This is a genomic window from Ferdinandcohnia sp. SAFN-114, from assembly GCF_059415045.1.
In genome coordinates, this window is sequence record NZ_JBPFDQ010000070.1 from 1 (window position 1) to 21,840 (window position 21,840).

The 21,840-nt window shown below is 37.0% G+C and carries 19 protein-coding genes; 11 read left to right on the plus strand and 8 right to left on the minus strand.

Going from position 1 to position 21,840, the window contains the following annotated elements; all coding sequences use genetic code 11:
• Positions 1 to 319: 319 nt before the first annotated feature.
• From ACR65M_RS19415 to dnaA, 8 genes are all read right to left on the minus strand, one after another.
• Positions 320 to 1,387, minus strand: coding sequence for an HD-GYP domain-containing protein (locus ACR65M_RS19415; RefSeq protein WP_440274143.1), 1,068 nt, complete (start codon positions 1,385 to 1,387; stop codon positions 320 to 322).
• Positions 1,388 to 1,479: 92 nt separating this feature from the next.
• Complete coding sequence (gene gyrA, locus ACR65M_RS19420) at positions 1,480 to 3,996, minus strand: DNA gyrase subunit A (protein ID WP_341329552.1); 2,517 nt, start codon at positions 3,994 to 3,996, stop codon at positions 1,480 to 1,482.
• A 201-nt stretch (positions 3,997 to 4,197) separates the two neighbouring features.
• Positions 4,198 to 6,120 (minus strand): DNA topoisomerase (ATP-hydrolyzing) subunit B, encoded by a 1,923-nt coding sequence (gyrB, locus tag ACR65M_RS19425; RefSeq protein ID WP_121448219.1) that lies wholly within the window; start codon positions 6,118 to 6,120, stop codon positions 4,198 to 4,200.
• A gap of 65 nt (positions 6,121 to 6,185) precedes the next feature.
• Positions 6,186 to 6,449 carry an extracellular matrix regulator RemB gene (gene remB, locus ACR65M_RS19430; RefSeq protein WP_165918236.1) on the minus strand — a complete coding sequence of 88 codons (264 nt, stop codon included), beginning with the start codon at positions 6,447 to 6,449 and terminating at the stop codon, positions 6,186 to 6,188.
• Between the two features lie 10 nt (positions 6,450 to 6,459).
• Positions 6,460 to 7,578 (minus strand): DNA replication/repair protein RecF, encoded by a 1,119-nt coding sequence (gene recF, locus ACR65M_RS19435; protein ID WP_121448214.1) that lies wholly within the window; start codon positions 7,576 to 7,578, stop codon positions 6,460 to 6,462.
• Between the two features lie 46 nt (positions 7,579 to 7,624).
• Positions 7,625 to 7,843: a S4 domain-containing protein YaaA gene (gene yaaA, locus ACR65M_RS19440; RefSeq protein WP_341329551.1), complete on the minus strand. Its 219-nt coding sequence runs from the start codon at positions 7,841 to 7,843 to the stop codon at positions 7,625 to 7,627.
• A 92-nt stretch (positions 7,844 to 7,935) separates the two neighbouring features.
• Positions 7,936 to 9,072, minus strand: a complete 1,137-nt coding sequence (dnaN, locus tag ACR65M_RS19445) for a DNA polymerase III subunit beta (protein ID WP_341329550.1) — start codon at positions 9,070 to 9,072, stop codon at positions 7,936 to 7,938.
• A 253-nt stretch (positions 9,073 to 9,325) separates the two neighbouring features.
• A complete protein-coding gene (dnaA, locus tag ACR65M_RS19450; RefSeq protein ID WP_440274144.1) occupies positions 9,326 to 10,672 on the minus strand; it encodes a chromosomal replication initiator protein DnaA in 1,347 nt (448 codons plus the stop codon).
• 798 nt (positions 10,673 to 11,470) lie between these two features.
• Here dnaA and ACR65M_RS19455 point away from each other — a divergent pair.
• The 11 genes from ACR65M_RS19455 (at position 11,471) to ACR65M_RS19505 (ending at position 21,805) form a co-directional block, all read left to right on the plus strand.
• Positions 11,471 to 11,605, plus strand: coding sequence for a hypothetical protein (locus tag ACR65M_RS19455; protein WP_440274145.1), 135 nt, complete (start codon positions 11,471 to 11,473; stop codon positions 11,603 to 11,605).
• Positions 11,606 to 11,896: 291 nt separating this feature from the next.
• The gene (gene rpmH / locus ACR65M_RS19460) at positions 11,897 to 12,031 is read left to right on the plus strand and encodes a 50S ribosomal protein L34 (protein WP_057997955.1); all 135 of its coding nucleotides are present in this window, start codon (positions 11,897 to 11,899) and stop codon (positions 12,029 to 12,031) included.
• A 150-nt stretch (positions 12,032 to 12,181) separates the two neighbouring features.
• A complete protein-coding gene (gene rnpA, locus ACR65M_RS19465) occupies positions 12,182 to 12,529 on the plus strand; it encodes a ribonuclease P protein component (RefSeq protein WP_099360698.1) in 348 nt (115 codons plus the stop codon).
• Positions 12,530 to 12,676: 147 nt separating this feature from the next.
• Complete coding sequence (spoIIIJ, locus tag ACR65M_RS19470; protein WP_440274146.1) at positions 12,677 to 13,453, plus strand: YidC family membrane integrase SpoIIIJ; 777 nt, start codon at positions 12,677 to 12,679, stop codon at positions 13,451 to 13,453.
• A complete protein-coding gene (jag, locus tag ACR65M_RS19475; RefSeq protein ID WP_440274147.1) occupies positions 13,450 to 14,070 on the plus strand; it encodes an RNA-binding cell elongation regulator Jag/EloR in 621 nt (206 codons plus the stop codon). Before spoIIIJ ends, jag begins: the two co-directional genes overlap by 4 nt.
• A gap of 316 nt (positions 14,071 to 14,386) precedes the next feature.
• The gene (mnmE, locus tag ACR65M_RS19480; protein WP_440274148.1) at positions 14,387 to 15,763 is read left to right on the plus strand and encodes a tRNA uridine-5-carboxymethylaminomethyl(34) synthesis GTPase MnmE; all 1,377 of its coding nucleotides are present in this window, start codon (positions 14,387 to 14,389) and stop codon (positions 15,761 to 15,763) included.
• A gap of 257 nt (positions 15,764 to 16,020) precedes the next feature.
• A complete protein-coding gene (gene mnmG / locus ACR65M_RS19485) occupies positions 16,021 to 17,904 on the plus strand; it encodes a tRNA uridine-5-carboxymethylaminomethyl(34) synthesis enzyme MnmG (RefSeq protein ID WP_440274149.1) in 1,884 nt (627 codons plus the stop codon).
• A 15-nt stretch (positions 17,905 to 17,919) separates the two neighbouring features.
• Positions 17,920 to 18,636, plus strand: a complete 717-nt coding sequence (gene rsmG, locus ACR65M_RS19490) for a 16S rRNA (guanine(527)-N(7))-methyltransferase RsmG (RefSeq protein ID WP_440274150.1) — start codon at positions 17,920 to 17,922, stop codon at positions 18,634 to 18,636.
• Positions 18,637 to 19,034: 398 nt separating this feature from the next.
• Entirely contained in the window at positions 19,035 to 19,943 is a 909-nt protein-coding gene (noc, locus tag ACR65M_RS19495) for a nucleoid occlusion protein (RefSeq protein ID WP_121448204.1), read from the plus strand.
• Positions 19,944 to 20,190: 247 nt separating this feature from the next.
• A complete protein-coding gene (locus ACR65M_RS19500; protein WP_099360704.1) occupies positions 20,191 to 20,952 on the plus strand; it encodes a ParA family protein in 762 nt (253 codons plus the stop codon).
• Positions 20,945 to 21,805 carry a ParB/RepB/Spo0J family partition protein gene (locus tag ACR65M_RS19505; protein ID WP_341333447.1) on the plus strand — a complete coding sequence of 287 codons (861 nt, stop codon included), beginning with the start codon at positions 20,945 to 20,947 and terminating at the stop codon, positions 21,803 to 21,805. The genes ACR65M_RS19500 and ACR65M_RS19505 overlap by 8 nt, the downstream gene beginning before the upstream one ends.
• Positions 21,806 to 21,840 lie beyond the last annotated feature (35 nt).

Genomic DNA, 21,840 nt, shown 5'->3' on the forward strand with positions numbered 1-21,840 from the left:
ACGCCGCCAGCGTTCATCCTGAGCCAGGATCAAACTCTCCAATAAGAGTATTGATTGCTCAATAGTTTGTTACTTTATAATTAAACGTTGACGCTTGTATTATGTTTAGTTTTCAAAGAACTTGTTTGTCGCCCCGAAGCGACTTTATTAATATATCACATTATCATTATTAAAGTCAATTACTTTTTTAAAATAATAATGTTGAAGGGATAAGACTTTTACTAGTATAAATGCAAAAGGCTTTTTAATCAAGTATTTAATGAAAAATGTTTTTCTACTTCCTATTCAGCAAAAATAAAACCTCCGAATTTGGAAGTGATTAGATAATTTCCTCTACATTAACTTCACGAACCACTTTTAAATCCAAAAATTCATTTTCTTCAATTTTTAGTAAGGGTCTAGTGGGCTGGGATTTATCAATAAACACAATTTCTCCAGTTTGCCCATTTGAGAGTTTTACTTTTGTTCCTATCGATATAATTCCGACACTATTTGTTAAGGCTTCTACTACATTTAAATCTAGTTTACCGAACGATTCCCTTCTCATCTCTTCAAGGACTTCAAAAAGAGACTGGCGGTTACTGTAAGGTCTTTCTGAGGTCATGGCCGAGTACACATCAGCTACTGCAACAATCTTTCCAAATGGATGCAGTCTCTCCCCGGTAACCCCGAGTAGGTAGCCTGTTCCATCAATCCGTTCATGGTGTTGGAGAACTGCTAATTTAACACTATCTTTTATAAGTGGGATCTTTTCAATGATTCGGTAGCTATATAAAGGGTGTTTTTTTACCTCTTTATACTCTCCATAAGTAAGTGACGTAGTCTTTGTTAGAATTTTCGGATCAATTTTAGACATTCCGCAGTCACTAAGTAATCCCGCAATGGCTAGATGATAGCAATCAACAATATTGAATTCCAACCTTTTTCCCAGATATCCAGAGAGCACTCCTACTGTGACAGCATGATGGTACATATAGTCATCTCGGGTTATATATTTATATAATGAGAATATTTCTTTTGGTTGTTCTAGTATTCTTTTAAAGAGGGGGAGTATAATTTGACGTACTTTAGTGATATCCAAGAGAGCCCCCGCTTGCCAGCTTTGAAACAATTGTTTATATTCTCCTACAGATTTCAGATAATCCTCCGCAATCGAGCTTTCCTTTTTTACAACTTCTACTTCTTCTACTATTTCAGTAGGAGTGAAAGGCTCACCATTGATTAAAAATGCTTCAACTTGTACATCTTGAACCAAGAATACGTGAAGTACTTGTATATGTTCATTTGTTAATACTGTGTTTTTAGGAATAATCGGTGTATTTGTTAAAGAAAAAATGTCATCTGAGACAATGCATCCTTCTTGTAACTGGCTTGTCCTTACACGCATTTTAATTCGCCCTCATCTTTCGTTGAATACTGGTACCATTTTACCAAAAAAAGAGAAATACTGCACTTGCAGCATTTCTCTTTTCATAAAGTTTATTCAGTTTCCTCTTCGTTACTTGGTTGTTCATCAGTGACTGTCTCTTCTACAGCCTCTACTGATTCATCTTCAAGTTCCTCTACTTCTTCTTTTTCTACAACTGCAACAGTTGCTACATGTTCATTTTCGTCTAGACGAATGAGCTTAACACCTTGGGTTGTACGGCCAATTTGTGAAATATCATTGATTGACATTCTAATTAAGACACCCGCAGCCGTGATAAGCATAAGGTCATTCTCTTCTGTAACAGCTTTAACCGCGATTACTTTACCGTTCTTTTCGGTAATATTAACAGTTTTGAGCCCCTTACCACCACGGCTTTGGATGCGGTACTCACCTGCTGGTGTACGCTTTCCATAACCATGTTCAGTAACAATTAAGACATCTAGATTGTCTTCTAGTATTTCCATTCCTACTACTTCGTCACCTTCAGAAATGTTAATACCTTTAACACCTGCAGCCGTACGACCCATAGATCTTACGTCTGATTCAGGGAAACGAATGAGCATACCATCCTTTGTACCAATGATAATGTCTTTCGATCCGTCGGTTAGTCGGACAGAAATAAGTTCGTCACCTTCATGCAAGCCAACAGCTATTAATCCGCCCTTACGAATATTCGCAAATGAAGATAATGGAGTGCGTTTTGAAATACCCTTTCTTGTTGTAAAGAACAAGAACCAATCATCAACTAGTTCAGATACAGGAATAATGGCATTAATCCATTCTTCTTTATCGATTTCTAGTAGGTTAATAATTGGGATTCCTTTTGCTGTCCTACTGAATTCAGGAATTTCATAGCCTTTTAAACGATAGACCTTTCCCTTATTTGTGAAGAATAGGATTGTATCATGGGTTGACGTTGATAGAAGATGTTCGACGAAGTCATCTTCATTTGTTCCCATTCCTTGAATGCCTCGGCCTCCACGCTTTTGACTACGGTATGTTGAAACTGGAAGACGCTTAATATATCCTTTGTTCGTGAGCGTAATAATGATATTCTCTCTAGGAATTAAGTCTTCATCTTCAATCATTTCAAGCCCGCCTGCTAGAATTTCAGTACGTCTTTTATCATTAAAACGTTCTTTCACTTCTAATAGCTCTTCACGAATAATTTCTAGAACTTTTTCCTCATCCGCCAAAATTGCCTTTAATTCTGCAATTAGTGCAACAAGCTCTTGATATTCCGCTTCAATTTTGTCACGTTCTAAACCTGTTAAACGTTGTAAACGCATATCTAAGATCGCTTGTGCTTGTTTTTCAGATAAGTTAAATCTTGTCATTAAGCCTTCACGAGCGATATCCGTATTTTGTGAGCCACGAATTAACGTAATAATTTCATCAATATGATCCAACGCAATTCGTAAACCTTCTAAAATATGGGCTCTTGCTTCAGCTTTTCGAAGTTCGAATGCTGTTCTGCGTTTAATTACAACAACTTGATGGTCTAAGTAATATTGTAAGCATTGCTTTAAGTTTAGGACTCTTGGATGTCCATTCACTAGTGCTAGCATGTTGATTCCAAAAGTCGTTTGCAATGCAGTATGTTTATATAAATTATTTAAAAGAACATTCGCATTTGCATCTCTTCTAACTTCCATCACGATTCTCATACCATTTCGGTCTGATTCATCACGAAGGTCTGTTATGCCGTCAATCTTTTTATCACGAACTAATTCTGCAATTTTTTCGATTAATTTAGCTTTATTTACTTGGTAAGGAAGTTCTGTTACAAGGATAACTTCCTTGCCATTCTTCATCTCTTCAATTTCAACTTTTGCACGTAAGGTAATGGAGCCTTTTCCAGTTTCATAAGCTTTTCTAATTCCGCTTCTACCTAGAATATGTCCAGCTGTAGGGAAGTCCGGTCCAGGTATGATATCCATTAACTCAGCAATGGTTATCTCGGGATCCTTACTTACTGCTAGAACACCATCAATAACTTCACCTAATTGATGTGGTGGAACATTCGTTGCCATACCTACTGCAATTCCCGCTGCACCATTGACTAAAAGGTTAGGGAAACGAGCAGGAAGAACAGCTGGTTCTTTTTCTGAACCATCATAGTTATCTTGATAATCAATCGTATCCTTATTAATATCACGCAGAAGTTCCATTGATATTTTGGACATACGTGCTTCCGTATAACGCATCGCTGCAGCCGCATCACCATCTACTGAACCAAAGTTTCCATGGCCATCAACAAGCATATAGCGAAAGTTAAAATCCTGTGCCATTCGAACCATCGTATCGTAAACTGCAGAGTCACCGTGTGGGTGGTATTTACCTATTACTTCACCTACGATACGAGCAGATTTCTTATAGGCTTTATCAGATGTCATCCCTAAGTCGTTCATGGCATACAAAATTCTACGGTGAACTGGCTTTAGACCATCACGAACATCTGGTAGGGCACGTGACACAATAACGCTCATCGCATAATCTAGAAATGATGTTCTCATTTCATGGCTAATATTTATCTCGTGAATATGCGAGTTTTGATTTTCAGACATAAAAAGAAACCTCCCTTTATCAGGGGTATAAAATAAATTTGGATTCTTATTTTAACCCATTCAAATAAATAACTAAAACACAGGATAGTAACGAAAAGCGCAAGGCATCCATTTATCGAAAACAAGCATAAGCATTAGGGCTTAAGACTCGGGACGATAAATGCCTAGAGCTAGGTTTCAAAACTATCCTGTAAAATATCGTTAAACATCCAAGTTTTTCACGTACTGTGCATTCTCTTCAATGAAATTACGTCTAGGTTCAACCTTGTCACCCATTAGCATTTCGAATGTTTCGTCAGCATCAATTGCATCCTGAAGGGTAACCTGAAGCATTGTTCGGTTGTTAGGGTCCATTGTGGTTTCCCAAAGCTGTTCAGGATTCATTTCACCAAGACCTTTATATCGTTGGATACCAGGTTTTGGATTACTTGGCAATTCTGCTAAATATTTCTCTAGCTCGCGGTCGTTATATGCGTATTCAACACGTTTACCTTGTTGGATTTTATATAATGGCGGTTGTGCTATATAGATAAATCCATGTTCGATAATCTTGCGCATAAATCGATAAAAGAACGTTAATAATAAAGTCCGAATATGTGCACCGTCTACATCAGCATCTGTCATGATGACGACTTTATGATAACGGGCCTTTGTGATATCAAAATCTTCTCCAATACCCGTTCCTAATGCAGTGATCATTGAACGTACCTCGTTATTGGATAGAATTCGATCAAGTCTTGCTTTCTCAACGTTAAGAATCTTTCCTCTAAGTGGAAGAATCGCCTGGAAATGACGATCACGACCTTGTTTTGCAGAACCACCCGCTGAATCACCCTCAACAATGTAAAGCTCACTAATGGAAGGGTCCTTTGATGAACAATCAGCAAGTTTTCCTGGTAAGCTTGAAACCTCTAGTGCACTTTTCCTTCTTGTTAATTCACGTGCCTTTTTCGCAGCCATTCGTGCTCTGGCCGCCATTGTTCCTTTTTCGACAACTTTACGAGCAACAGACGGATTTTCTAATAGAAAAGCCTCAAATTTCTCTGAGAAGACAGATTCAGTTACTGTCCTTGCTTCACTATTTCCGAGTTTTGTCTTTGTTTGCCCCTCAAATTGTGGATCTGGATGTTTAACAGAGATGATTGCGGTTAACCCTTCACGAACATCATCTCCGGTTAAATTTGCATCATTGTCTTTGAATATATTATTTTTACGAGCATAGTCGTTGATAATCCGTGTTAATGCCGTTTTAAATCCAGATTCATGTGTTCCACCTTCATATGTGTGGATATTATTTGCGAATGAATAAATATTGCTTGTATAGCTATCATTGTATTGAAGGGCAATTTCGATTGAAATTCCTTCTTTCTCCCCTTCGACGAAAACAGGCTCTTCATGAATTACTTCTTTTGTACGGTTGAGATGCTCGACGTATGACTTGATTCCACCTTCGTAATGGTATTCTTTACGTTTATTCTCTTCCCGTTTGTCTTCGATCGTAATTTTAACGCCTCTTGTTAAGAAGGCGAGTTCGCGAAGGCGAGTCGCAAGTGTATCAAAATCATACTCAAGCGTTTCAGTAAAGATTTCACCATCCGGCTTAAAGTGCGTAATTGTACCAGTATGATCCGTTTCACCTATCACTTTTAGTTCAGATGCAACATGGCCACGTTCAAATTCAATTCGGTGAACCTTGCCATCACGGTGAACTTCTACTTCTAGGTTTGTTGAAAGTGCGTTAACAACTGATGCACCAACCCCGTGTAAACCACCTGAAACCTTGTACCCACCGCCGTCAAATTTTCCTCCTGCATGAAGGACAGTCATGATTACTTCAACCGCAGGACGACCCATTTTTTCATGGATACCAACCGGAATTCCACGTCCGTTGTCTATTACAGTGATACTATTATCTTCTTCGATGATGACATTAATCTCGTCACAATAACCCGCCAATGCTTCATCAATACTATTGTCGACAATTTCCCATACTAAATGGTGCAGACCTTTTCCAGAAGTTGAACCAATATACATACCAGGGCGCTTTCTAACTGCCTCTAAACCTTCTAATACCTGTATTTGATTCTCATCATATTCTTGTTGTTGCAATTCTTTTTCTTCCATTGCCACCAATATCACCTACACTTTATATTAACGAAAAAAGAACAAGTTTTGAGTTACTATTATGTTTATATTTCATCTAAAATTGTTTCAAAATCGGAAACATGTTGTGATCGTTTTTTTAATGTACTAGAGGATAAAGGTGAATAATAAACTTTATCAACAGTAACTACGACTGATTTTGTATTCCCATTAGACAATTCTACCACTCTGTCTTTTTGTACATCTAAAAATTCATTAACGATAGAGGAGGATTTTAAAAGCTGGCGATCTAATATCGTAATCACATCTGATGAACGAACCATTACATTGTCTCCCAAATGTATGAACAAACTCATCACCTCATTTAAGCTTTTTTATGAGTCCTGCAGACACTTCATAAGTCGCAGCCTGCTCTAACGTTTCATGATTGATCCCTTCAACGCTCGTTGTTGTAACGAAGGTTTGTACCTTGCCTTGAATTGTATTTAATAAATGCGACTGTCTAAAATCATCCAGTTCCGATAGAACATCATCTAATAATAAAATCGGGTACTCCCCAATTTCTGAATGAATTAATTCTATTTCTGCAAGCTTTAATGATAGGGCGGTCGTACGTTGCTGGCCCTGGGATCCGAATGTTTGAACATCCTTTCCATTCACAAAAAATGCAAGGTCATCCCGATGTGGCCCCGCTAATGTAACGCCTCTTTCAATTTCCCTCTCTTTTATTTTAGCAAATTTTTCGTCATATACATCTACCATTTTCGACAAATCTGCTGTTTCTAATACCTCAATTGAAGGTTTATATTCAATTTGAAGCCGTTCCAGTCCTCTACTGATTCCATGATGAATAGGCTCAGCCCACTTTTGTAATAAAATAAGGAATTCAAATCGTTTTTTAACAATTTTAACGGCCGCTTGAATTAATTGTGAAGTTAAAACATCAAGCATGGTTTGATCATGTTGTCTCTTTGTTTGAAGCTGCTTTAGGTAGTGGTTCCGCTGGTGGAGGATTTTTTGATATTGACTTAGGTCATGCAAATACACTGCAGATACTTGCCCAATTTCCATATCAATAAATCGTCTTCTTATCTGTGGGCTCCCCTTTACAAGATTTAGATCTTCTGGGGCAAACATAACCACGTTCATATTTCCAACATATTGGCTTAGCTTTTGCTGTTCCAAATGATTACTTTTTGCTTTTTTACCCTTTTTAGAGATAACGAGCTGCAAGGATAAGGGGCCGTTCCGTTTTTGAACCCTACCCTCTATTTTAGCATATTCTTCATCCCAGCGAATCAATTCTTTATCATTTGAGGTCCGATGTGATTTTGCCATCGCTAAAACATAGATAGATTCCATCACATTTGTCTTGCCCTGTGCATTTTCACCTAAGATAACATTAACTTTATCTTCAAATAATATGGATAATTTTTCATAATTACGATAATTCGTCAGTTCTATTTCTTCTATGAACAAATGGACTCACCCTTTGCGCACAAGCGCGAGGGCAATCCCCCGCAGCTTAAGCATTTGATATGACAAACGTTCCAAAGCCAGGAATGTCTACTACATCCTTATTTACTAGCTTTTTACCGCGGCGATTCTCTAGCTCTCCATTTACATAGACTTCATGTTCACCAAGAAACCATTTTGCCATTCCACCTGACTGGATGATATCGGCTAGCTTTAAAAACTGTCCCAATGTAATAAAGTCTGTCGAAACTTGTATTTCTTTCGCCATTTTTTCGCCTTCTTTCTTTTTATTTTACTAAAGAAAATCCAACTAGAAAAGAAAACTACTAGGTTTTTACGACCTAGTAGTTCATTCTTTTCTTAATAAGTACGCACTGGGAGAATCAAATGAAAGACTGTATCGTCATCAAGTGCTTTGATATAGAACGGTCTCATTGCGCCTGTGAAGCTAATACGAATTTCAGAACTTTCCAATGCTTTCAATGCATCCATCATATATTTTGCACTAAAAGAAATCTTTAATTCTTCACCTTCAATGGATTTACTTTGAATTTCTTCATTTACTTTCCCAATTTCTGGGGATATGGACGATATTTCGACCACTCCATCAGGTAAAGTTGTAAATTTAACGACATTATTATTTGCTTCTCTTGCTAGTAGAGAGGCACGATCAATCGATTGTAAAAATTCTTTCGTCGCTAATACGACCTCAGTTTTACTTTCTGTAGGGATTAGTCTAGTCGTATCTGGATAGCTGCCATCTAATAAACGAGAGAAGAATAAAAGATGTTTTGTTTTAAAAAGAACTTGGTTTTCGGTAATGACAATATCAACTAAATCTGTAGTGTCATCAAGAATTTTACTTAATTCATTTAAACTTTTACCTGGAATGACTGCACTATAGGATCCATCATTTTCTGTTTCAATATGTGCTGTTCTCATTGCAAGACGATGACTATCTGTAGCAATACAATTGAGAGTGTTATTTTCAACCTTCCAATTTACACCTGTTAAGATAGGACGAGTTTCAGAAGTGGAAACAGCAAATACGGTTTGTCGAATCATGTTTTTTAGTAAATCAGCAGGAATTTTAAATCCTTGGTTTCCTTCAATTTGAGGCAACTGTGGATATTCTTCAGCATCAAGTCCGTTTAAGTTAAATTCCGCTTTTCCGGAACGAATAATAGTTAATAAATTTGAATGAACCTCGATTTCTACTGTATCCTTAGGAAGTTTTTTAACAATTTCACTGAAGAAACGAGCTTGTAAAACAATACTTCCAGTTTCTTTAATTTCAACAATTTCATCTCCAGCTTCTTCATTAGGAATAAAAGATTCTATCGAGACATCAGAATCACTACCTGTAAGTGTTACTCCTTCATTTGTAGCAACTATTTTAATCCCTGTTAAGATCGGAATGGTTGTTCGAGAAGATACAGCTTTCATTACATCTTGTACACTTTGAACAAGATGGTCTCTTTGAATAATAAATTTCATCAAAAATCCTCCTAAAGATAGTTCTATTTTTGATTTCGTGTGAATACACTTTTAGTTTATATATATTTATTTTTTAAAAGAAAAATCGTAGAAGTACTAGTAGGTCCTGTGAATATGTGGATAACTGGAAAGAAGCAAATGAAAACAGTCTATCCACATGTGGACAGACTGTGCGCAACAACAAAGAAGTTATTCACAGTATTCACGTTACAAGTACTTGTCCAAATTAAAAAGATGAAACCATTAATGTGCATTAGCCCTTTAATTGTGTAATGATTTCATTTATTTGTTTTTGTAATTGAGTGTCTGTATTTAATAGTTTTGTGATTTTTTCATGAGCATGAATGACTGTTGTATGGTCACGGCCTCCAAACTCTTCTCCAATTTTAGGCAGTGAGGAATCTGTTAATTCCCTTGATAAATACATCGCAATTTGACGAGGGAATGCAATGGATTTAGTTCGCTTTTTCGCCTTGAAATCCTCAAGTTTTACACTATAATGCTGCCCAACAACCTTTTGAATCTCAAAAATTGTAATTACTTTCGGTCTAGAACTTGGAATGATATCTTTTAAAGCTTCTGCAGCAAGGTCTGCATTTATATCTTTATTTATTAAAGAAGAATATGCAACGATACGAATAAGCGCACCTTCAAGCTCACGAATGTTCGTGTTGATTTGGTTCGCGATATATAGCATAACTTCATTTGGAATATCAAGTCCCTCTGCCTTGGCTTTTTTGCGTAGAATTGCAATTCTTGTTTCAAGGTCAGGTGGGGTAATATCGGTAATTAATCCCCATTCAAAGCGTGAACGAAGACGATCTTCTAAAGTAGGAATCTCCTTAGGCGGTCTGTCACTAGAAATGACAATTTGCTTACTTTCCTCATGCAAGGTATTGAACGTATGGAAAAATTCTTCTTGAGTTGATTCTTTTCCAGCTAAAAACTGAATATCATCTATAAGTAAGATGTCGACATTTCTGTATTTATTTCTAAATTCAACCGCTTTGTTATCCCTTATAGAGTTAATGAACTCATTCGTAAATTTCTCAGATGATAAGTAGACAACCTTTGCATTTGGGTTGTGCTCTTGAACATAATGACCAATGGAATGCATTAAATGAGTTTTACCTAATCCAACACCACCATATAAGAAGAGTGGGTTATATGCTTTTGCTGGTGCTTCTGCAACTGCTAAGGATGCAGCATGTGCAAAGCGATTTCCAGAGCCTATTACAAATGTATCAAATGTGTATTTTTGATTGAGCATATTTTGAGAGTGTTCAGCTGGTTCATCGTTTTTCGTAGCCTTTTTCTCAGGTGTTTTCAATTCGAATTCTTCATCTAGCTGATTTTGAGGAATAATAAATTTGATTCCGAGTTCTGCACCGGTTAGATCATATATTGTTTCAGCAATTAGATGCAGATATCTAGATTCTAGCCAATCTCTAGCAAACTCATTGGGAGCAGTAATAATAAGTGTATCGTTCTGTAGGGCATGGGCTTTTGTTGATTTCAGCCATGTCTCGAAGCTCGGCTTGCTTAATTTTTTCTCTATCTCTTGGAGCGCTTTTGCCCATAAATCTGCAATATTCTCCAACAATCTCCCTCCTTTGTTAGTTATTTTGTACCTACCAAGGTAATTAGACGATGTTACGTCTGAAATTTCTTCTACTAATTATGATTAATCGAATGTATAAAAATAAGTCTTTATGCAGTTATTTTTAATCAAATGAATACAAGTTTATAAATATACATACTTGGCTATTTGTGAATAACTATATAATATAGTAGAAAAACATCTTTTCGACATAATCCACTGACTGTGGACAAGTTATTATTCACAATGTGAAAAAATCTGTCCACATGATATCCACATTCTGTGGATAAAAGAAAATTGTTAATAACTTATTACGAGTGAAAACAAAACTATAATATCAAATAATTGCTAGATAATCAATGGTTTTTGAAAACTTATCCACAATATCTATACCTTGTGGAAAATGTTTATCCACAACACAAGATGATGTGTAAAAGTTGTCGATAATTGTTGTGGATTAAAAAAACTGTCGAAAAAAGTTGTCCACAATTAGAAAAGCTGAAACGCCTTGCTCAGAAATGAGGAAACTGGAGGCTTCGACAAAGAGGCGCTTTTTGCCTCTGTAGAAGGAGGTGAAGTTTCCCGAATTTCTAGGCGTTGAAGCTGGACAAGTAGAAAAGAGCAAGCTGCTCGCCAAGAAACGAGAAAATTCGAAGCTCCGACAAAGAGGCGTTCTTTGCCTCTACCAGAGGAGATGAAATTTCTCGAGTTTCTAGCCGCTGGAGCTGGACAAAATGAAAAGCTGAAACGCCTTGCTCAGAAATGAGGAAACTGGAGGCTTCGACAAAGAGGCGCTTTTTGCCTCAGCAGGAAGAGGTGAAGTTTCCCGAATTTCTAGGCGTTGAAGTTGGACAAGTAGAAAAAGTGGAAGTGGCTTGCCCAGAAACGAAAAATTTGGACGACCAAAATTATCACATCCAGTGGTTAAGTTAGGACTAGTGCGTCAGAAGTTCTGTCTAAGAGGTACATTTTACCTATATAAGGAGGAAGTAATATTTCTAATGGAATTAGACCAATTAGAATTTGAGGGGGAGGGATTTTTAAAAGTGAGGAAATTAGCAAGTAGCAGCTCAAAATCATAATTCCCTTATTCTGAAGAAAAATAAACTATCCAAAATATAGTATTTCAAATAAGGTTGACATTTTTTATAGGTTTTCAATATAATTAGTAAGACTGTCTGATGTATAATTTGAGAGTTAATTCCTCAGGGAGGTGTCATATAAATGAAAAGAACATATCAACCAAGCAAGCGTAAGCACAGCAAAGTTCACGGTTTCCGTAGTCGTATGAGCTCAAAAAACGGACGTAAAGTTCTTGCTCGTCGTCGTCAAAAAGGAAGAAAAGTATTATCAGCATAGGCCACTGAAAGCTCAGTGGTCTTTTTTTCAATAAAAAGGTTTATTTCGATTTTTCTATTGCCCATACTATGGAAAGTGGAAACGACAACTAGACAGAGGGAATAGATCATAGAAATTGAACGTTGTTTCGTCGTACGGGAGTTGTAAAAGATGAAAAAAGAATACCGTATAAAAAAAAATCAAGATTTTCAAACGGTGTTTAAGTCGGGAAAATCTTCGGCTAATCGGCAATTTATCGTTTATGTTTATGAACGGGATGAGCTTGAACATTTTCGCATCGGCTTATCAGTGAGCAAAAAAATTGGAAACGCTGTTACTAGAAACAGAATTAAAAGATTAATTCGCCAATTCTTTCTTGAACACAAAGATCAAGTTCAAATCAAGGATTATGTGATCATTGCCAGGAAGCCGGTTGCTGAGATGAGCTATGCTGAAGTGGAGAAAAGCCTTCTTCATGTATTGAAGGTGGCAAAAGTATTAAAAAAAGTGCAAAAATAGAAGATTTTTTCAAAGGAAAGAAAGAAATTTTCATACAAAGATGTTAGAATACAAAGGAACAGATCGATTTTTCTAAGAATGAATATGTTGAAAAATAGAAGGCATACATATTTACCTTTAGATATTTAATACTAGGAGGAAAAGTAGTTGAAAAGGCGAATATTATTAATAAGTGCGCTAATAGGATTAGTTCTACTACTATCTGGGTGTACCCAGGTCAGTGAACCGATTACCGCAGAAAGCACAGGGTTCTGGAATAAATATTTTGTTTACCCGTTATCCTGGCTTATTACTTATTTTGCAGAACTATTTGGAGAATCAAACTATGGTTTAGCCATTATTATTGTAACTCTTTTAATTCGTTTAGCATTGTTACCATTAATGATTAAACAAACGAAAAGCTCGAAGGCAATGCAGGCTATACAACCTGAGCTTAAAGAACTTCGTGAAAAGTACAGCTCGAAGGACCAAGCTACTCAACAAAAGCTACAACAAGAAACAATGCAGCTATTCCAAAAGCATGGCGTCAATCCATTGGCTGGATGTTTCCCATTATTGATTCAAATGCCAATTTTAATTGGTTTTTACCATGCGATTATGAGAACGAGAGAAATTGCTGAGCATAATTTCCTATGGTTTGATCTTGGAGAATCGGATCCATATTATATTCTTCCTATAGTTGCAGGTGTGACCACATTTATTCAGCAAAAGATTACAATGATGGGGATGGAAAACAATCCTCAAATGGCAATGATGCTATGGTTAATGCCAATTATGATTGTAATCTTTGCATTTCAATTCCCAGCAGCTTTAGCATTATACTGGGTTGTAGGTAATATCTTTATGATTGTTCAAACGATTTTAATTAAAGGTCCAGATATTAGAGCAGCTAAATCTGGAAATGCGGGAGGAGCCAAAAAGTGAAACAAGTAACTGCTACAGGGCAAACCGTCGATGAAGCAGTAGAATCAGCTTTAGCTCAACTTAACACAACTAGAGACCGCACCGATATACAAATCATCGATGAAGGTAAAAAAGGGATATTTGGAATTTTTGGAACGAAGCCAGCTGTTGTTAAAGTAACAGTAAAAGAGGATCCAGTAGAAAAGGCACAGGAGTATTTAGAAAGTGTCGTTCTAACTATGGGGATACCAGCAAAATTGGATGTTACGCGGAATGGAAAGAATGTTACATTCCAACTATCAGGTGAAAAAATGGCGGTTCTTATCGGAAAAAGGGGACAAACTTTAAATTCGCTCCAATATTTGACACAATTGGTAGCAAATCGATTTTCCGATCAATATTTAAATATTATGGTGGATGCTGAAAACTATCGAGGGCGTCGTGAAGAAACCTTGATCCAATTAGCGGAGAGACTTGCAGATAAAGTAAGTCGCACGAAGCAAGATGTGAAGTTGGAACCAATGCCTTCTTATGAAAGAAAAGTCATTCACACAACTCTTGCAAATCATAAAAAGGTTAAGACATCATCAAGTGGATCTGATCCAAATCGACATATCGTGATTTCACCAGTAGAGTAATATAAAAAGAAGCCTAGGCGAATGCCTAGGTTTTTTTGTGCATTTTTACAGGAAGTAGGATTTTTCAAAATGTGACCTGTTATAGAACACGAATAAAGGTAATTTATTGCGTTTAAGAGCATTCTCTATTATTGTTATTCACATGTGGATAAGATAAAATGGAGTATGGTTTTTGTTTTGGGAAAACTAGGATTTGTTATCCTTGTGGATAAATAGGTAATACTAGTAAAAAAGTGAATGATAAAAGTTATTCACAGGTAAAAAAATTCATGTTAAAAAGAAGCATTTGGAATGTTGATATAAAGAAGGTGAAGAAATGGAGTTTGATACAATAGCAGCAATTTCAACTCCAATGGGAGAAGGAGCAATTGCGATTGTTCGATTAAGCGGGGATGAAGCAATTGATATTGCAAACCGAGTATTTAAAGGGAAGAATCTAAAAGAGGTCGATTCACATACCATTCATTATGGACATATCGTTGATCCAGATACAAACCAGGTTGTTGAGGAAGTAATGCTTACCTTGATGAGGGGACCAAAGACTTTCACAAGAGAGGATGTAATTGAAATTAACTGCCATGGGGGACTTGTATCGGTTAATCGGGTCTTGCAACTTGTACTTACGAATGGAGCGAGACTAGCTGAGCCAGGAGAGTTTACAAAGCGTGCGTTCTTAAATGGACGCATTGACCTTTCTCAGGCAGAGGCAGTCATGGATTTGATCCGAGCGAAGACTGACCGCGCAATGAATGTTGCAATTGGTCAAATGGAAGGGAGATTATCGACCCTCATTAACCAATTACGTCAGGAATTACTTGAAACATTAGCCCATATTGAAGTTAATATCGATTACCCTGAATATGATGATGTTGAGGAAATGACGCATCACGTCTTGCTGAAAAAAGCGAAACATGTGCGCGATGAAATTATAAAGTTATTAGAAACCTCCAACCAAGGAAAAATTTTACGAGAAGGCTTATCTACTGTTATTATAGGTAGGCCGAATGTAGGGAAGTCATCTTTATTAAATAGTCTTGTTCATGAAAACAAGGCCATTGTTACCGATATTCCTGGCACAACTCGTGATGTAATTGAGGAATACGTAAATGTTCGAGGTGTTCCACTACGTCTTGTTGATACAGCTGGAATCCGTGAAACAGAGGATATTGTTGAACGGATTGGAGTAGAGCGTTCCCGAGAGGTATTGAAAAAAGCTGATCTAATATTACTTGTTTTAAACTATGGAGATGAGCTTACAGAAGAGGACGAGCGCTTATTTGAGGCTATTTCAGGTATGGAAACAATAGTGATCGTCAATAAAACAGACCTTCCACAAAAAATTAATATGGAGAAGGTTAAGGAACTTGTTAAAGACAAACCAGTCGTAACAACCTCTTTACTTGAAGAAAAAGGGGTAGATGCTTTAGAAAAAGCTATTTCATCATTGTTTTTTACTGGAACTGTTGAAGCAAATGATTTAACATATGTTTCTAACTCCCGCCATATTGCTTTGCTAACACAAGCGAAAAAGTCAATTGAGGATGCCATCTCAGGGACAGAATCGGATCTACCAATCGATATGGTTCAAATTGATTTAACAAGAACTTGGGAGCTGTTAGGGGAAATTATTGGAGATGCTGTTCATGAAAGTCTAATTAATCAGCTATTCTCACAATTTTGTTTAGGCAAATAGAAAATAAATTAGAGTTCAAAAGGACGTTGAAAAGGACCAAAGAGTTCGAGGCGACGCAGTTTTGAGTAGCCGAGCGAGGCAACTCCTTGAGTTAACATCCTTCCAGCCTTGCGCCGAGGGATTGACTTCAAGAATAAACGAGTAGACGCAAGCCCATAACCTAGTTATTCAACATTTTCTCGGAGCAATGTTTGAAGAAATTCGATGTGTCATTTTCAGCAGACTTTTTGAACATCCTTAAAGAGGAGGAAATTAAATTGAGCTATGATGCCGGATATTACGATGTCGTCGTGATCGGTGCTGGGCATGCAGGATGTGAAGCAGGCTTAGCTTCAGCGCGATTAGGTGCAAAAACACTTGTTTTAACAATCAACCTAGATATGGTTGCGTTTATGCCATGTAATCCCTCTATAGGAGGACCTGCAAAAGGGACAGTTGTCCGTGAAATTGATGCCTTGGGCGGAGAAATGGCGAAAAATATCGATAAAACTCATATTCAGATGAGAATGCTTAACACAGGAAAAGGTCCTGCAGTGCGTGCGTTACGTGCTCAGGCAGACAAGTTTTCTTATCAGCATGAAATGAAAAAAACATTAGAAAATGAACAGAATTTAACTCTTGTTCAAGGGATGGTTGAACGTTTAATTGTTGAGGATGACGTATGTAAAGGTGTTATTACCAATACGGGTGCAGAATATCGTGCAAATACAGTTGTCATTACAACAGGTACATTTTTACGGGGTGAAATCATCCTTGGTGAATTAAAGTACTCAAGTGGCCCAAATAACCAGCAACCGTCTATTAAGTTATCAGAGCATCTTGAGGAGTTAGGTTTTAATTTAGTTCGTTTTAAAACGGGAACACCGCCAAGGGTGAATAGTCATACGATTGATTATAGTAAAACGGAAATTCAACCTGGTGATGAAACACCAAGAGCATTTTCTTATGAAACGACTAAATACATTACCGATCAGCTTCCATGCTGGTTAACATATACAAGTGAAGAAACACATCAGATTATTGATGCTAACCTGCATCGTTCACCCATGTATTCTGGCATGATTAAAGGAACAGGACCACGTTATTGTCCTTCGATTGAGGATAAAGTTGTTCGTTTCCATGATAAGCCTAGACATCAAATCTTTCTTGAGCCAGAAGGTAGAAATACTCAGGAAGTCTATGTACAGGGACTATCTACAAGCTTACCTGAGGATGTTCAACATCGTTTAATCGCATCTGTCCCAGGACTTGAAAATGCACAAATGATGAGACCAGGATATGCGATTGAATACGATGCAATTGTACCTACACAACTATGGCCAACACTAGAAACAAAAAAAATTAAAAACCTCTATACAGCGGGTCAAATAAATGGAACCTCTGGATATGAGGAAGCTGCAGCACAAGGAATCATGGCCGGTATTAATGCAGGACGCCGCGCTCTTGGCAAAGATGAAGTTATTTTAAGTCGTTCAGATGCCTATATTGGTGTACTTATTGATGATTTAGTAACAAAAGGCACTGCTGAGCCTTATCGTTTATTAACTTCTCGTGCCGAATATCGTTTACTTCTTCGTCATGACAATGCAGATTTGCGATTGACGGAGCTAGGTCATGAGATTGGCTTAATTCCTGAAGAACGATTCCAATTGTTCCTGAATAAAAAGACAGCTATTCAACAAGAGATGGAGCGTCTCCAAGGGGTTAGAATTAAACCAACCGAGGAAGTACAAGAATTAATCCGCTCTGTTGGTGGAAGTGAACTAAAGGATGGAATTTTAGCAAGTGATTTGCTAAAACGTCCAGAAATGACATATGATCATATACGCAAATTGGCTCCAAGCGAGCAAGAGATTCACCCTGATGTTGCGGAACAAATTGAAATTCAAATCAAGTATGAAGGGTATATTCAAAAATCCTTGCAGCAAGTTGACAAACTTAAACGAATGGAAGATAAGAAAATTCCAGAAAACATTGATTATGATGCAATCTCTGGCTTAGCTAATGAAGCGAGAGCAAATTTAAAGGAAGTACACCCTCTATCTATTGCTCAAGCTTCAAGGATTTCAGGTGTAAATCCTGCTGATATTTCCATTTTACTCGTATATCTTGAGCAAGGAAAAATTGCTCGCGTAAATTAACTAGGAGAGAAAGAAATGGACACTTCATTATTTACAACTATGTTGGAAGAGAAGGGGATATCCCTTTCTCCAACCCAACTTAATCAGTTTGAAACGTATTACAACTTGTTAGTGGAATGGAATGAAAAAATGAACCTTACGGCGATTACAGATAAGCCAGAGGTGTATTTAAAACATTTTTTTGATTCTGTTTCTGCCGCATTTTATTTTGATTTTTCCAAAGAAGCTTCAATCTGTGATGTCGGAGCGGGTGCTGGATTTCCAAGCATCCCACTTAAAATTTGCTTTCCGCATCTAAAAATTTCAATAGTGGATTCACTACAAAAGCGAATAACGTTTCTAGAGGAGCTTTCGAAGGCATTACAGCTAGAAAATATGACATTCTATCACGATCGTGCTGAAACCTTTGGGCAGAAGCAAGATATTAGAGAGACTTTTGATATTGTGATGGCAAGAGCAGTTGCTAGAATGTCTGTGTTAAGTGAACTATGCTTGCCTCTTGTGAAAGTAGATGGGACATTTATTGCGATGAAAGCAGCTTCTGTTGCAGAGGAACTAGAGGATGGCAAGAAAGCTATCACTACACTAGGTGGTCAAGTAAGAGATGTACATCACTTTTTATTACCTATTGAAAAAAGTGACCGAAATATTGTGATTATCGATAAGAAAAAACCAACACCAAAAAAATACCCACGTAAACCGGGAACACCAAATCGTTCACCAATTAAATAATCTATTGGTGAACCTTTTTTTACATTGTAAATTTGTTTCAACATGAATTAGTAGAAAGATAGTAAGATTTTTGCAGAATCCGTGTTATAATAGAAGGAATGAGAGAGAAAATAGAGAATTATTAACTTTATTCAGCAGAATACTCTACTTATCTAAGTGTGGAATGTATGTACGGTATAACGTTTACGTGAGGCGTTCAATCATTGGCTAAATAAAGTTAAGCCTCCGGCGTATGCCACGATTTTACATTGGGAATTTTTCGAGCAGAAAGATTAAAGACTAAGAGAGCCATATCTTGTGGCAATGTCTTTATGACCCACCGCGTGTGGGCCTAAAAATCTGGCGCAAATACGCCAAGGCGCATTTGATTAGTGGGAGTTCTAAGGGGTGGTGGAATTATGAGGCATCCATTTTCACGATTATTTAGCATCGGTGAAAAAGATGACAAACAACAAACGAATCAAGAACAGGTGGTAGAAACACAACTACAAGATTCAATAGAAGATGAAGAAGAAACACACCTGAATGAAGAAGTTCGACAAATTCCGATAAATGAAATTGTTCCAAACCGATATCAACCAAGAACTGTTTTTGCAGAGGATAAGATTAGAGAACTAGCATTAACCATACGTACTCATGGGATTATTCAACCAATTGTTGTTCGACAATTTGCTGATAATCAGTATGAAATCATCGCTGGTGAGCGACGTTGGAGAGCCGTCCAAACGCTAGAATGGGAGACTATTCCAGCCATTATAAAGGAGTTCAATGATGCAGAAACTGCATCCGTTGCATTGATCGAGAACTTGCAACGTGAGGAACTATCAGCCATTGAAGAAGCGTATGCTTATGCTAGATTAATAGAATTACATAATCTTACACAGGAAGCGTTAGCTCAACGATTAGGGAAAGGTCAATCAACAATCGCTAATAAGTTGCGTTTATTAAAGTTGCCTGAAGAAGTACAACAGGTACTCATGCAGAAGAAGCTTACAGAGCGGCATGCGAGAGCTTTGATTCCTCTCAAGGATCCAGAAAAGCAAATTAAGCTTATGCATGATATTATTGAAAAAGAGCTGAATGTAAAGCAAACAGAGGACCGAGTCGATAAAATCCTTGAATTAGAAAAGGAGAAGAAGCGACCAAAGCCAAAATTTAAAGCAGTAAGCCGTGATATGAGAATTGCGATGAACACGATTCGTCAATCATTAACCATGGTTGAAGAGAGTGGTGTCTCTTTAAATACTGAAGAAGAAGAATTCGACGACTTTTATCAATTTACAATCCGAATTCCTAAAAATAAATAGACTGTGTTCTTTCCTTGCCTAAACAGGTGAGGAATTTTTTTAGTTCTATGAGACTATTTTCAGTGGAAACGATTAAAATACATTCTATTTGTCATAGGAAATGTTTCACGTGAAACATTTTTGACTGTTTTTTTGTCAAAAAAAGATAAACCATATCATTTTTTCGTGATAGAATAGAAAAAGTGATACTATTATAAAGACCTCACTTTGTGAAAAAATAGTAGGATAGTAGAAAGTAGGTGACATCGTGGGGAAAATCATCTCAATTGCTAACCAAAAGGGTGGAGTAGGTAAAACAACTACTTCTGTTAACCTTAGTGCTTGCTTAGCCTATGTGGGTAAGCGGGTTTTACTTGTTGATATTGACCCTCAAGGGAATGCAACAAGTGGCTGCGGCATAGAAAAGGCAAATATAGATCAGTGCATTTATGATGTGCTTGTTGATGATGTTGAGGCAAAAAATGTAACGGTTCCAACGACAGTTGAAAACTTATATATGATTCCGGCAACAATCCAATTGGCTGGTGCCGAAATTGAACTAGTGCCAACGATTTCTCGCGAAGTTCGTCTAAAAAGAGCATTAGAAGAAGTGCAAGATCAATATGACTATATTATTATAGACTGTCCACCATCATTAGGATTGTTAACATTAAATGCATTAACAGCTTCAGATACTGTGATCATTCCAGTTCAATGTGAGTATTACGCACTTGAAGGACTTAGTCAGCTATTAAATACAATCCGCCTGGTTCAGAAACACCTCAATAAAGAATTAATGATTGATGGAGTTCTTTTGACCATGTTAGATGCAAGAACTAATTTAGGTATTCAGGTCATTGAAGAAGTGAAAAAGTATTTTCAAGATAAAGTATATAAAACGATTATTCCTAGAAACATCCGTTTAAGTGAAGCTCCAAGTCATGGGGAACCAATTATCATCTACGATCCGAAGTCTAGAGGTGCTGAAGTATACTTAGATCTTGCAAAGGAAGTGATTGTGAATGGCTAAAGGGTTAGGTAAAGGTATCAATGCTTTATTTTCCACCTCGATGGAAGTGGGGAATGAAGAGGTTGTACAAGAAGTTAAAGTAACTCAATTACGTACGAATCCATATCAACCAAGAAAAACATTTGCGCCTGAGGCAATTACTGAATTAAAAGAGTCAATTCTTACACATGGGATATTACAACCTATTATTGTTCGAAAAACCATTAAAGGATTTGAAATTGTGGCCGGCGAAAGACGTTTCCGTGCTGCAAAAGAAGCAAAATTTAATACAGTTCCTGTTGTTGTTCGTGAGTTAAATGAGCAACAAATGATGGAAATTGCATTACTTGAAAATTTACAACGTGAGGATTTAACACCAATTGAAGAGGCTTTTGCTTACCAATCCTTACTTGATCATTTAAAAATTACTCAAGAGCAGCTTGCGAAAAGATTAGGAAAAAGCAGACCGCATATTGCGAATCACCTTCGTCTTCTATCTCTTCCAAAACATGTCCAAGATTTAATTTCTGAAGGAAGATTATCTATGGGACATGGACGCACATTACTAGGACTGAAAAAGAAAGAAAAGTTAAATGCAGTTGTTGAAAAAGTGATTGCAGAGGAGCTTAATGTTCGTCAATTAGAAGCCTTGATTAGCGAAATTAATCAAAATGTTCCACGTGAAACACCTAAACCGCCAAAAAAGGAAAAAGATATCTTTATCAAAGAACAAGAATCTTTCCTTCGTGAGCGATTTGGTACATCTGTTTCGATTAAACAAAGCAAGAAAAAAGGAAAAATTGAAATCGAATTCTTCTCTAATGAAGACCTTGAAAGAATTCTTGAATTGCTAGATTCACCAAAAATCTCATAAGGCTTTTAGCAAACCTGCACGTCTTGTTTTATTGA